Source organism: Streptomyces stelliscabiei, from assembly GCF_014873495.1.
Lineage (GTDB): Bacteria > Actinomycetota > Actinomycetes > Streptomycetales > Streptomycetaceae > Streptomyces > Streptomyces bottropensis.
Window position 1 is genome coordinate 2,407,470 of the sequence record NZ_JADBGF010000001.1, and the last position, 13,174, is coordinate 2,420,643.

General features: G+C 71.5%; 11 protein-coding genes. All 11 read right to left on the reverse strand.

Annotated features, from left to right (window positions below; translation table 11 throughout):
* Window positions 1-3 precede the first annotated feature (3 nt).
* Window positions 4-1,026, reverse strand: coding sequence for an ADP-ribosylglycohydrolase family protein (locus H4687_RS10525; protein ID WP_046916265.1), 1,023 nt, complete (start codon window positions 1,024-1,026; stop codon window positions 4-6).
* The gene (locus tag H4687_RS10530; protein ID WP_020114365.1) at window positions 1,026-1,751 is read right to left on the reverse strand and encodes an NUDIX hydrolase; all 726 of its coding nucleotides are present in this window, start codon (window positions 1,749-1,751) and stop codon (window positions 1,026-1,028) included. The genes H4687_RS10525 and H4687_RS10530 overlap by 1 nt, the downstream gene beginning before the upstream one ends.
* A gap of 178 nt (window positions 1,752-1,929) precedes the next feature.
* On the reverse strand, window positions 1,930-3,072 hold the full coding sequence (locus H4687_RS10535) for a pseudouridine synthase (RefSeq protein WP_046916264.1): 1,143 nt from the start codon (window positions 3,070-3,072) through the stop codon (window positions 1,930-1,932).
* The gene (gene scpB, locus H4687_RS10540) at window positions 3,072-3,725 is read right to left on the reverse strand and encodes an SMC-Scp complex subunit ScpB (protein ID WP_046916263.1); all 654 of its coding nucleotides are present in this window, start codon (window positions 3,723-3,725) and stop codon (window positions 3,072-3,074) included. The genes H4687_RS10535 and scpB overlap by 1 nt, the downstream gene beginning before the upstream one ends.
* On the reverse strand, window positions 3,722-4,831 hold the full coding sequence (locus H4687_RS10545) for a segregation and condensation protein A (RefSeq protein ID WP_078907266.1): 1,110 nt from the start codon (window positions 4,829-4,831) through the stop codon (window positions 3,722-3,724). Before H4687_RS10545 ends, scpB begins: the two co-directional genes overlap by 4 nt.
* 18 nt (window positions 4,832-4,849) lie before the next feature.
* Window positions 4,850-5,428 (reverse strand): hypothetical protein, encoded by a 579-nt coding sequence (locus H4687_RS10550; RefSeq protein ID WP_078907265.1) that lies wholly within the window; start codon window positions 5,426-5,428, stop codon window positions 4,850-4,852.
* Complete coding sequence (locus H4687_RS10555; RefSeq protein ID WP_078907264.1) at window positions 5,413-6,540, reverse strand: ParA family protein; 1,128 nt, start codon at window positions 6,538-6,540, stop codon at window positions 5,413-5,415. The genes H4687_RS10550 and H4687_RS10555 overlap by 16 nt, the downstream gene beginning before the upstream one ends.
* A 496-nt stretch (window positions 6,541-7,036) precedes the next feature.
* Window positions 7,037-8,161, reverse strand: a complete 1,125-nt coding sequence (gene ald, locus H4687_RS10560; protein ID WP_005484924.1) for an alanine dehydrogenase — start codon at window positions 8,159-8,161, stop codon at window positions 7,037-7,039.
* Between the two features lie 166 nt (window positions 8,162-8,327).
* On the reverse strand, window positions 8,328-10,418 hold the full coding sequence (locus tag H4687_RS10565) for a tetratricopeptide repeat protein (RefSeq protein ID WP_046916261.1): 2,091 nt from the start codon (window positions 10,416-10,418) through the stop codon (window positions 8,328-8,330).
* A 207-nt stretch (window positions 10,419-10,625) separates the two neighbouring features.
* On the reverse strand, window positions 10,626-11,252 hold the full coding sequence (locus tag H4687_RS10570; RefSeq protein WP_046916260.1) for an NUDIX domain-containing protein: 627 nt from the start codon (window positions 11,250-11,252) through the stop codon (window positions 10,626-10,628).
* A gap of 99 nt (window positions 11,253-11,351) precedes the next feature.
* Window positions 11,352-13,010 carry a CTP synthase gene (locus tag H4687_RS10575; RefSeq protein WP_005484920.1) on the reverse strand — a complete coding sequence of 553 codons (1,659 nt, stop codon included), beginning with the start codon at window positions 13,008-13,010 and terminating at the stop codon, window positions 11,352-11,354.
* Between the last annotated feature and the right edge of the window lie 164 nt (window positions 13,011-13,174).

Genomic DNA, 13,174 nt, shown 5'->3' on the forward strand with positions numbered 1-13,174 from the left:
CCCTCAAGCGTCCCAGAGAGCCCCCAGCGACACGAGATCGCTCTGGTACTCGATCCGGTCGGCCCACTCGGCGGGCCAGACGTCCGGGCCGTGGTAGGCGCCCGCGAAGGCCCCGGCGAGACTGGCGATGGAGTCGGAGTCGCCCGAGGTGCAGGCGGCGCGGCGCAGCGCGGTGACGGGCTCGTCGACGAAGAGCAGGAAGCACAGCAGCCCGGTGGTGAGGGCCTCCTCGGCGATCCAGCCCTCCCCCGTGGCCGCGCAGGGGTCGGTCTCGGGCGACGGGAGCCGCAGGGCCTGCTGGAGACGGTCCAGGGCCTCCAGGCACTCGTCCCAGCCCCGGGAGATGTAGTGCTCGGGCGAGGGGTCCTGGCTGTAGGTCCACAGGTCCCCGAGCCAGCGCGCGTGGTAGTGGGCGCGGTTCTCGTAGGCGTACGACCGCAGCCGGCCGACGAGGCCCATCGGGTCGGCGCCCTGGGACAGCAGGCGTATCGCGTGGGCGGTGAGGTCGGAGGCGGCGAGGGCGGTGGGGTGGCCGTGGGTGAGGGCGGCCTGCAACTGGGCCGCGCCGGCGCGCTGTTCGTCGCTGAGCGGGCCGATCAGACCGAGAGGGGCGACCCGCATGTTGGCGCCGCAGCCCTTGGAGTGGATCTGGCTGGCGAACTGCCAGGGGTGGCGCTCGACCGCGAGGAGGTCGCAGGCGACCAGGCAGGTGTGGCCGGGGGCGCGGTTGTTCTCCGGGGAGCGGGACCACTCCACGAACTCCTTGCGGACGGCCCGCTCCAGCGCCTCGGCGCCGAGTGATCCGCGGTCCATGGCCGCCCGCAGCCCGTGGGCCAGCGCCAGCGTCATCTGGGTGTCGTCCGTGACGATCGCGGGCTTCGGCAGCGCCATCTTCCGCCAGGGTCCGCACGTGGCGAGGATCGACGGGACGTCGTTGAACTCCGTCGGGTGGCCGAGGGCGTCTCCGAGGGCGAGGCCGAGCAGGGATCCGGTGGCCGAGCGCTTCGTACGCAGCGTCGTGGTCATCAGGGCCGTCCTTCCGTGGTGGGTCGCAGCAGGGGCGGGTGCAGGGCGGTGGCCCCGCCCGCCCGGTACAGCGCGGCGGGCTTGCCGCGACCGCCGGTCAGGCGCGCGGCGCCGGGCACCTGTTCGACGAAGCCCGGCGTGGCCAGCACCTTGCGCCGGAAGTTGGGCCGGTCGATCGGAGTGCCCCACACGGTCTCGTAGACCTGCTGCAGCTCGCCGAGGGTGAACTCGGGCGGACAGAAGGAGGTGGCGAGACAGGTGTACTCCAGCTTGGCGCCGACGCGTTCGTGGGCGTCGGCGAGGATGCGGTCGTGGTCGAAGGCGAGCGGGCCGATGGCGTTGAACCGCAGCCACTGGGCCTGGGCCGCGTCGCCGCCGCCGTGCGGGACGGGCGGGTCCGGGAAGAGCGCGGCGAACGCGACGGTGACGACCCGCATGCGCGGGTCCCTTCCCGGCTCGCTGTAGGTCCGCAGCTGCTCCAGGTGGAGGCCGGGGACGTCCGAGACCCCGGTCTCCTCCGCGAGTTCGCGCCAGGCGGCCTCCTCCGCGGACTCGCCCGGCAGCACGAACCCGCCCGGCAGCGCCCAGCGGCCCTCGTACGGTTCCTGCCCGCGCTCGACGAGCAGCACCTGGAGGGTGCCCGCGCGGACGGTGAAGACGGCCAGGTCGACGGTGACGGCGAAGGGCTCGTACGCGTGCTTGTCGTAGCCCGCCGGTGAGGTCATGTCCATCACCCTCTTCATGGCCACCGTGAGTAATAGTCAGAACGACTATAAAAGGACGAGGCGTGGCGGCACAACCCTTTTACGGGGAAGGGAACGGCAAGACCGGCACCGGGAACGGCAAAGGGCCGCCCCCGAAGGCAAACCCGGGACCGGCCCCTGCTCGTACGCTCCGACGACCCTAGAGGTCGACCTCCTGCATCAGCATCCCGACCTCGGTGTTCGACAGCCGGCGCAGCCAGCCGGACTTCTGGTCGCCGAGGGTGATCGGCCCGAAGGCCACGCGCACCAGCTTGTCGACCGGGAATCCGGCCTCCGCCAGCATCCGGCGCACGATGTGCTTGCGCCCCTCGTGCAGGGTGACCTCGACGAGGTAGTTCTTGCCGGTCTGCTGCACGACCCGGAAGTGGTCCGCGCGCGCGTACCCGTCCTCCAGCTGGATGCCGTCCTTGAGCTGCTTGCCCAGGTCGCGCGGGATCGGGCCCACGATGTGCGCGAGGTAGACCTTCTTCACGCCGTACTTGGGGTGCGTCAGGCGGTGCGCCAGTTCACCGTGGTTGGTGAGCAGGATGACGCCCTCGGTCTCGGTGTCGAGCCGTCCGACGTGGAAGAGGCGGGTCTCGCGGTTGGTCACGTAGTCGCCGAGGCACTGACGGCCCTCGTTGTCCTCCATCGTGGACACGACACCGGCCGGCTTGTTCAGCGAGAAGAACTGGTACGACTGGGTCGCGACGGTCAGCCCGTCGACCTTGACCTCGTCCTTCTCCGGGTCGACGCGCTTGCCCTGCTCCAGCACGATCTCGCCGTTGACCTCGACCCGCGCCTGCTCGATCAGCTCCTCGCAGGCGCGCCGGGAGCCGTAGCCCGCGCGCGCGAGGATCTTCTGCAGCCGCTCGCCCTCCTGCTCGGCGCCGGGGAAGGTCTTGGGCAGCTTGACGTCCTTCTTGTCCGCGTACCGCTCCCGGTTGCGCTCCTCCGCCCGCGCGTCGTACTCGCGGGAGGTCGCCGGGGCCCACCGGCCCCGCCCACTGCCCGGGGACTGCTTGGGGCCGCCCTTGGCGCCACCGCGCGCGGACGCGCCGCGGCCCGACTTCGGCCCCTCCGGGGAGGCGCCGGGGCCCACGTCGTAGCGCCGCTCCTCCGGGCGCGGGTTCTTCGGCCGGCCGCCCTGCCTGTCGTCGCGGTCGTTCCCGGCACCGCGGTTGTTACCGCGGCCACCGCTGCTCCCGCCGCGGCCACCGCTGTTCCCGCCGCGGCCGCCGCTGTTGCCACCACGGCTCCCGCCGTTGTTTCCGCTGCTGTTCCTGCCGCTGCTGCTTCGCATCAAAGTTCCGTCTTGTCGTCTGCGTCCTCGGAATCCGGGGCGTCCGGATCGAACGACGGGACCCCCTCCAGTGTCTCGGCCTCGATCGCCTCAGCCTCCGGGAGGAAGGGCGCGAGTTCCGGGAGCTCGTCCAGGCCGCGCAGGCCCATCCGCTCCAGAAAGTAGTTCGTCGTCCTGTACAGGATCGCACCTGTTTCGGGTTCCGCGCCCGCCTCCTCGACCAGACCCCGTTGGAGGAGGGTGCGCATGACCCCGTCGCAGTTCACTCCACGCACGGCGGAGACCCTGCTCCGGCTCACCGGCTGCCGGTACGCGACGACGGCCAGCGTCTCCAGCGCGGCCTGGGTCAGCCGGGCCTGCTGACCGTCCAGCACGAACCGCTCGACGGCGGCGGCGTACTCGGGCCGGGTGTAGTACCGCCAGCCCCCGGCGATCAGCCGCAGCTCGAAACCACGCCCCTGCACCGCGTAGTCGTCGGCCAGTTCCCTGAGCGCCTTGGCGATCTGCCGCTTGGGGCGCTCCAGGATCTTCGACAGGTGCTCCACCGTCGCGGGCTCGTCCACGACCATGAGGACGGCCTCCAGGGCGGGCTTGAGGTCGAGGTCGGCGACGGTGCGCGGGCCTCCGGGCCCGCCGGCTCTCTCCTCGCTCACGCCTTCTCCTCCTCGGGCGACTCCGGCGTCTTTGGCGACCTGGGCGACTCGGGCGGCTGGGGCGGCCGGTCGAACTCGTCGGTGACCACGGGCTCCGCGCCCCCGTCCCCGCCGGTCCACCGCACGAGCAGATCCCCGAGCGCCGTCTCCTGGTCGAGGGCCACGGCCTTCTCCCGGTACAGCTCCAGCAGCGCGAGGAAGCGGGCGACGACGGTGAGGGTGTCGTCGGTGTCCTCGACGAGCACCCGGAACGACGCCTCCCCCAGCACCCGCAGCCGCGCGACGACGATCCCGGCCTGTTCCTGCACGCTCACCAACGGCGCGTGGATGTGGTCGATGTACACCTGCGGCTTGGGCTTCGGCTGCATCGCCTTCACGGCCAGCCTGGCGAATCCTTCCGCCCCGATGCTGATGACCACCTCGGGCAGCAGCTCCGCGTACTGCGCCTCCAGCCCGACGGTCCGCGGATACCGCCGCGCCTCCTCGTCCAGCCGCCGGTTGAAGATCTCCGCGATCTGTTTGTACGCGCGGTACTGCAGCAGCCGGGCGAAGAGCAGGTCCCGGGCTTCGAGGAGCGCGAGATCCGCTTCGTCCTCGACCTCGGCGGCGGGCAGCAGCCGCGCCGCCTTCAGGTCCAGGAGGGTGGCGGCGACGACGAGGAACTCGGTCGTCTCGTCCAGGTCCCAGTCCGGCCCCCTCGCCCGGATGTGCGCCATGAACTCGTCGGTGACCTTGGAGAGCGCGACCTCGGTGACGTCCAGCTTGTGCTTGGAGATCAACTGGAGGAGGAGGTCGAAGGGGCCCTCGAAATTGGCCAGCCGGACCTTGAAGACCCCGTCGTCGGGCGCGTCCGGATCCTGGGGCTCGACGGCGGTGAGCGCCTCCTCGGCGAGCAGTGCCTCCCCGACAGGGAGTGCCTCCTCGGCGGGGAGCACCTCGTCCGTTTCCACCGCGTGCGCCCCGCCGTCGTCGGCCGACGACGGCGCCTGGACCTGCTCGGCCGGCTCAGCCTGCTCGACCGGCGGAGCCGACGGCCCCCGACCCAGCGCACGGCGACGACCGGCAGAACCACCGGAAGCCGGGCCAGAGGAGTCGAACGAGGTCATAGCCCCCGCAGGCTACCCCTACCGCCCACGAAGCCGTCGGACGAGGATGCTCGCGTCTCCCCGGGACTCCAGATCCGCCAGCACCACGGCGACGGCCTCCCGCACGATCCGCCCGCGGTCCACGGCCAGCCCGTGCTCCCCGCGCAGCACCAGCCGCGCGTGTTCGAGATCCATGAGCTCCTCGGCGGAGACGTACACGGTGATCTTCTCGTCGTGCCGCTCCCGCCCGCTGGGCCGGCGCCCGGAGGCCCGCCCCTTCTTGCGGGGCCCGGCGGCGGCTGAACCTTCCTGCGGCTTCGGCAGACGTCCGGCCGCGGCGGCCCGCTCGGCACCGACGGCGGCGGAGCGGCTGCGCGGCTGTTCGCCGTCGGACTCGGCGTCCGCGGCCACATGCTCGGCCCCCTCGCCGTCACCGCCCCGCACGGGCACGGACGGTGGAGCGTCCTCCGCGGCGGCGGCCCCGTCGCTGTCCCCGGCGGGAGCGGGCACACGGGCTTCTCCGTTGGCCCCCCGCCGGGGAGTGGACGGCTGCAGCGCCATTCCCCCTGTCGTACGGAAGAGTTCGTCGGCCCCCGGCAGACTCACTCGGCGTGACACCGGGCGAGCACCTCCCTGGCGAGCTGGCGGTAGGCGGCGGCGCCGACGGAGTTGGAGGCGTACGTGGTGATCGGCTCACCGGCGACCGTGGTCTCCGGGAAGCGGACCGTGCGCCCGATGACCGTGTGGTAGACGTGCTCGTCGAACGCCTCGACGACGCGCGCGAGAACCTCACGGCTGTGCACGGTGCGAGAGTCGTACATGGTGGCGAGGATGCCGTCGAGCTCCAGGTCGGGGTTGAGCCGCTCCTGGACCTTCTCGATGGTCTCGGTCAGCAGCGCGACCCCGCGCAGTGCGAAGAACTCGCACTCCAGGGGAACTATCACCTTGTGGGCGGCCGTCAGGGCGTTCACGGTGAGCAGGCCGAGCGAGGGCTGACAGTCGATCACGATGTAGTCGTAGTCGGCCAGCAGCGGCTTGAGCGCCCGCTGCAGGGTGGACTCGCGCGCGACCTCGGAGACCAGCTGGACCTCGGCCGCCGACAGGTCGATGTTGCTCGGCAGCAGGTCCATGTTGGGGACCGCGGTCTTCAGCAGGACCTCGTCCGCCGACATGCCCCGCTCCATGAGCAGGTTGTAGACAGTGAGGTCGAGCTCCATCGGGTTCACACCGAGGCCGACCGAGAGGGCGCCCTGCGGGTCGAAGTCGACGAGCAGGACCCGGCGGCCGTACTCCGCGAGCGCGGCCCCCAGGTTGATGGTCGACGTCGTCTTGCCGACGCCGCCCTTCTGGTTGCACATCGCGATGATCTTCGCGGGACCGTGGTCGGTCAGCGGGCCCGGGATCGGGAAGTACGGCAGCGGGCGACCGGTCGGACCGATGCGCTCGCGGCGCTGGCGGGCCGCGTCGGGCGCGAGCGTGGCCGCGTACTCCGGATCGGGCTCGTACTCGGCGTCGGGGTCGTAGAAGTGCCCGTCGGGCAGCTCGTCGTAGTCGGCGAAGTGGTTGTGGACCCCGCCACTTCCGTCGCCGGCCATGGCGTTCACGTGTTGGCCATCCATGCTCTGGAGTGCTGTCGGAGTTGCCTGCGGACTCTGGTGGGCCGCGAAGGTGCGGACAGCGACCGAGCCGACAGCCGCGAACCCCGTGGGACCCGAGACCGGCGCAGGCATTCCTGGTTGACCACCCCCGGGAGTAAATGTCGACTCATTCACAAGTCGTCTTACCTCCTTGGTGACCAGGAAACTTCTAGATAGGTCAGCGTGGCACCATGCCGACAGCTGGCGACTCTATGGCGTGTCGGCGGTCCGCAGCAACACAATCCGCCGGACCCGGCCCGATGTGTCGGCAATGAAACATGCGGCTGTCAAGGGCGTAGGGCCGTCGCACGGCAGGATTCACCGGTGCGCGAAACAACCGAACGGTTACGTTCGAGGCGAGTTGCGCGAGTGTCGCAAAGTGACCATACACACATCCGGCCGGACCTTGTCGGGCAAGATCCGGCCGGGAAGGTGCTGTTGACGACCTGTGTTGACGTATCGCCTTTTACCGAAAGGTGACTTGAAGCAGCCGGTCGGGATCCGCCCCGCGCCCGGTCACCGGCGGGTCACCGGCCGGTCGGCGGCCTGCGCCGGACGGCCCCCGCGACGGCTCTCGCCGGGCGGCGGGTCAGACGAGCAGCGACGCCAGCTCGACGTGCTCCAGGCCGTGCGCCTCGGCGACCTCGCGGTAAACGACCCTGCCGTCATGGGTGTTGAGGCCCCTGGCCAGCGCGGGGTCGCGGCGCGACGCCTCGGCCCAGCCGTGGTCGGCGAGTTCCACGATGTAGGGCAGCGTGGCGTTGGTCAGCGCGTAGGTGGAGGTGTTGGGCACCGCGCCGGGCATGTTGGCGACGCAGTAGAAGACCGATCCGTGGACCGGGAAGGTCGGCTCGGCGTGGGTGGTGGGCCGGGAGTCCTCGAAGCAGCCGCCCTGGTCGATCGCGATGTCGACAAGGACACTTCCGGGCTTCATCCGCGACACCAGCTCGTTGGTGACCAGCTTCGGGGCCTTGGCGCCCGGGATGAGGACGGCACCGATGACGAGGTCGGCCTCCAGGCATGCCTTCTCCAGTTCGAAGGCGTTGGAGACGACCGTCTGGATCCTCGTACCGAAGATCTTGTCGGCTTCCTTGAGCTTGTTGATGTCCTTGTCGAGCAGGGTCACGTGGAAGCCCATGCCGATGGCGATCTGCGCCGCGTTCCAGCCCGACACGCCACCGCCGATGACGACGGCCCGGCCGGCCAGCACCCCCGGCACACCGCCGGGCAGCACCCCGCGGCCGCCGTTGGCACGCATCAGGTGGTAGGCGCCGACCTGCGGGGCGAGCCGGCCGGCGACCTCGGACATCGGCGCCAGCAGCGGCAGCGCGCGGCTCGGCAGCTCGACGGTCTCGTACGCGATCGCGGTCGTGCCCGACTCGACGAGGGCGTCGGTGCACTCCTTGGAGGCGGCCAGGTGCAGGTACGTGAAGAGCGTCTGGTCCTTGCGGAGGCGGTGGTACTCCTCGGCGATGGGCTCCTTGACCTTGAGCAGCAGGTCGGCGGTGGCCCACACCTCGTCGGCGGTGGCGAGGATCTCGGCGCCGGCGGCGACGTACTCGGCGTCCGGGATCGACGAGCCGACACCGGCGCCCTGCTCGATGACGACCTGATGGCCGTGGCGCACCAGCTCGTGCACACCGGCGGGGGTGATGGCCACCCGGAACTCGTTGTTCTTGACCTCGCGGGGGATGCCGACCTTCACGTCGATCACGGTCCTTGACTCGGAGGGTGTGTGGGGGCTCGCCCGTACGGCGGCACATGCCCACGCAGTGCAGGACATACCCGTACGCATCGGAGCGCACCGGGAGACACCGCAGGAGAACCGGCGGCGTAGCCAGTTTAATGAAGGTGTCCCCGCTGTCTAGCCTTTCAATGCATCAATCTTTCGGGGATGCACTACGGATTTCGCAGGCGTTAGCGTCCTGTTCCGGCTCGATCTCATGGGTTTCGGGGTCCGAAGCCCCGTCTCCGAGGAGCCGCTCCGCGGCCGCCCGGTGCAGCCGGGCCGCCGCCGGATCGCCGAGCCGCTCCAGGGTGTCGGCGGTCCGCAGCTGGATCGCGGCCTGCAACCGGGTGTCGTCGGCGCGCCGGGCCCACTGAGCCGCCTCCTCACACGTCCGCAGCGCCTCCTCGGGCCGCCCCGCGTACTCCTGGACGCGCGCCATCTCGCCCAACGCCCGTGCCTGGGCGCCCACATCACCGAGTCTGCGGTGGCCGGTGAGCGCCGAGCTCCAGTTGCGCAGCGCCTCGCCGTAGCGGCCCGCGTAGGTGTGCGCGGTGGCGATCCGGCCGTACAGCCGGGCTGCGTCCTCGCGCTCGTCCCGGGCGAGCCGCTGGGCGAGCGCGCGGCCGTACCAGTCGGCGGCCCGGTCGTAGTCCTCCAGCTCCTGGTGCGCACCGCCTACGGATTCCATCGCGCGGCCGGTCGCGTACGGGTCGTTCGCCCGCCGTCCGGCGTCGAGCGCGGCCCGGTAGCGGGCCAGTGCCGCCTGCGTACGGCCGGTGCGGGCGTCCAGGTCGCCGAGGTTCAGCAGGGCCGCCGCCGCCTCGCGGGGCAGGGCGCGGCGCTCGGCGACATCGAGGACGAGCCCGTGGATGCCGTACAGGTCGGGGGCCGCGGCCTGGGTGCCGAAGTGCGCGACCATGGCCCGGACCAGCTGGGACATCAGCCGCCGGGCGAGGGTGTCCAGCTCCCCGTCGGCGACCGCGAGCCGGGCCGCGGCCAGCAGCGCGGGCCGCCGGGCGCGCAGCCACTCCTCGGCGGCCCGGGGGGTGGGGAACCGCAGCGCCTTGGGCATGGCGAGGAGCTTCTCGCGGGCGAGCGGGCTGTCGGTCTCGGTGACGGCCCGGCAGGACTGGAGCAGCCGTACCGTCCGCTCCAGCATCCGCGCGCGGGCGAGCCGCAGCTCACCCGGCCGCTCCTGGCTCTCGGCGAGGGACCACAGCAGCGGCTGGAGGCAGCCCGGGACCTCGTACTGCGGGAGCGCCGTGTCGGCCTGGTGCAGGAAGCCGAGGGCCACGAAGTCGTCCAGCGTGGTGCGGGCCGCGCCGACCGAGCAGCCGGCGAGTCCGGAGGCGATGTGCGGGTCGACCAGGCCCGCCGGGGCGAGGGCGAGCAGCCGCAGTATCCGGGCGGCGGCGGGCGGCAGCGAGGCGTACGCCAGCTTGAGCACCCGGGCGAGGGGCGGGCTGTCGCCGTCCTCGGCGCGCAGCTGCTTGGCCAGGTCGGAGACGGCCACGGTCGGCCGGGCGGCCAGCCAGCCGCCGGCGAGCCGCAGTGCGGCGGGCTGGGACCCGCACACCTCGGCGAGCCCCTCGGCCGAGCGAGGGTCCACGGTGATGCGTACCGAGCCGCTGAAGCGTTCCAGCAGGTCCACGGCGGACTTGGTGTCCAGTCCGCCCAGGGTGCAGGGGCGGACGTCGGAGATGCCCGTCAGCGGCCCCCCGGAGACCGCCACGACCAGGGAGTCGGGGGTGGCCGGCAGCAGCGCGTCGACCTGTTCGGCGTCGGCCGCGTCGTCCAGCAGGAGCACCACCCGGCGGTCGGCGAGCGCCTCCCGCAGGGCTTCGCCGAGGTCGTCCTCGTCGGCGCCGGCCGGCGCCGGCAGCCCCAGCTCCCCGAGCAGTTCCCGCGCCGCGCGCTCGACGGGCACGCGGGTGCCGTCGGGCTCGGTGAGCCGGGTCCGTAGCACCCCGTCGGGGTAACCATCGGTAACCTGCCGGACGAGTTCCTCGGCGAGCGCGGTGCGGCCGGAACCGGGCCGGCCGGCGATGAGGAGCACGCGCGCGTGGGGCGCCTTGCGGCCGGCGAGGGTGTTGAGCCCCGCGCGGTCGATGTCGGCCCGCAGTTCCTTCAACTCGCGTGTCCGGCCGAGGAACTGACTGTCCGTGGGGGCGGCCTCGACAGCCGGGGGCCGCCCTGTTCCGGACACCCGGGCACCCCCGAGGTCCACCGCCTGATCCGCCACGGGCCACTCTCCCGTCCCACCGCACGAGCAAGCCCGCCGGGACTCCGGTGCGGGCGATTCCCGAGCCTAGTTCACGCTCTGCGACGATCCGGGCGGAGCGGGGCGGTGAGGTCGCTCGATCGGATCAGCAGATCGTACGACCGGTGCCCTCGGGGTGCCGCGGAGACGGCCCGCATGCCCTCGCAGGAGGCGACGGCCCCGTGCGTCCTACGCCTCGAAGGGCCGCGCGGGCCAGGCCGCCTCGGCGGGGCGCAAGGCCTCGACGCCGTCCTGCGCCCGCGCCGCCACCAGCGAAAGCACGCCCACCACCAGGCAGTTGTTGTGCAGCTCCCCCGCGAGCACCCCCCGCACCAGCTCGTCCAGCGGCACCCGGGCCAACTCCATGTCGGCCTCCTCGTCCTCCACCTCGAACCGCCGACCATCGGCCTCGGAGAGGTCCCGGGCCAGGAAGATCCGCACGGCCTCGTCGCAGCCGCCGGGCGTGGTGTAGACGTCGGTCAGCACCCGCCACTCCTCGGCCTTGACGTGCGCCTCCTCGTACAGCTCGCGCTGGGCGGCGTGCAGCGGGTTCTCGCCGGGCACGTCCAGCAGCCCGGCCGGGATCTCCCACAGCTTCTCGCGGACGGGGTGGCGGTACTGCCGGATGACCAGCACCCGGTCCTGGTCGTCGACGGCGAGGACGGCGACGGACCCGGGGTGCACCTGGTAGTCGCGGCGGACGACCGACCCGTCGGGCATGACCACGTCGTCCGTGCGCACGGAGGTCTTCTTGCCGACGAACGGCGTCTCGCTCGCCCGGACCTCCCACTGCTCGGCGATGTCCTTGATCGTCATGTCGACTCGTCCTCCCACACCTACACAAAAGAAACCGGGGCACACGTCCCGAAAGACGCGTACCCCGGTCACCGTACAAGCTCCGGCGCCGCCCGGTTTCTACTTACCGGTCTTGCGCTCCACGGCCGCCTTCACCAGCCCCGCGAACAGCGGGTGCGGGCGGGTCGGACGGGAGCGCAGCTCGGGGTGCGCCTGGGTCGCGACCAGGTAGGGGTGGACCTCGCGCGGGTACTCGACGTACTCGACGAGCTTGCCGTCGGGCGAGGTGCCCGTGAACTGCAGGCCGGCCTTCTTCTCCAGTTCCCCGCGGTAGGCGTTGTTCACCTCGTAGCGGTGACGGTGGCGCTCCTCGACGTACTCCTTGCCGTCGTACACCTCGCGCACGATCGAGCCCTCGGCCAGCTTGGCCGGGTACATGCCGAGCCGCATGGTGCCGCCCATGTCGCCCTCACCGGCGACGATGTCGAGCTGCTCGGCCATGGTGGAGATGACCGGGTGCGCGGTGGCGGAGTCGAACTCGGTGGAGTTGGCGTCCGGGATGTCGGCCAGGTTGCGCGCGGCCTCGATCACGATGCACTGCAGGCCGAGACAGAGGCCGAGCAGCGGGATCCTGTTCTCGCGGGCGTACCGGATGGCGCCGACCTTGCCGGAGACACCCCGGTCGCCGAAGCCGCCGGGGATGCAGATGGCGTCGACGTCGGCGAGCTGGGCCGCGGCGCCGGCCGGGGTCCGGCAGTCGTCCGAGGTGACCCACTTGATCTTCACGCGGGCCTTGTTGGCGAAGCCGCCCGCGCGCAGGGCCTCGGTGACCGAGAGGTAGGCGTCGGGCAGGTCGATGTACTTGCCGACCAGCGCGAGGTTGATCTCGTGGAGCGGGTTGTGGACGCGGTCGAGCAGGTCGTCCCAGGTCGTCCAGTCCACGTCACGGAACGGCAGGTCCAGCTTGCGGACCACGTAGGCGTCCAGGCCCTCGCGGTGCACGGTCTTCGGGATGTCGTAGATCGACCGGGCGTCGGGGCACGCGACCACGGCGTCCTCGTCGACGTCGCACATCAGGGAGATCTTGCGCTTGATCGCGGCCGGCACCTCACGGTCGCAGCGGAGCACGATCGCGTCCGGCTGGATACCGATGTTGCGCAGGGCCGCAACCGAGTGCTGGGTGGGCTTCGTCTTCAGCTCTCCCGACGGCCCGATGTACGGCAGGAGCGAGATGTGGACGACGAAGACGTTGTCACGGCCGACCTCGTGGCGGACCTGCCGGACGGTCTCCAGGAACGGCAGCGACTCGATGTCGCCGACCGTGCCGCCGACCTCGGTGATGACGACGTCCACCTCGTCGGAGGCCATGCGCCGGATGCGGTGCTTGATCTCGTTGGTGATGTGCGGGATGACCTGCACGGTGTCGCCGAGGTACTCGCCGCGCCGCTCCTTGGCGATGACCGTGTTGTAGACCTGGCCGGTGGTGACGTTGGCCGAGCCGTCGAGGTCACGGTCGAGGAAGCGCTCGTAGTGGCCGATGTCCAGGTCGGTCTCGGCGCCGTCGTTGGTGACGAACACCTCACCGTGCTGGAAGGGGTTCATCGTGCCCGGGTCGACGTTCAGGTAGGGGTCGAGCTTCTGCATCACGACGCGCAGACCGCGGGCCTTGAGCAGCATGCCGAGGCTGGAGGCGGTCAGACCCTTGCCGAGCGAGGAGGCGACACCCCCGGTGACGAAGATGTGCTTGGTCGTCGTGTTTCGAAAAGCAGCGGGCGGCATGGCCAAGAGGGGGCTCCCGTGGTCGCGGTTCGGTATGCGGGTCGGCCGCCGCCCGAACTCATCCGTCGGGGGTGCCTTCGCTGCGGTTCGGGGGTCCCTCGTGCGACTTTTTTCGACTGGGCGCCCACCGGTCCACGGGCTACCAGGGTATCAGCGACAGAACA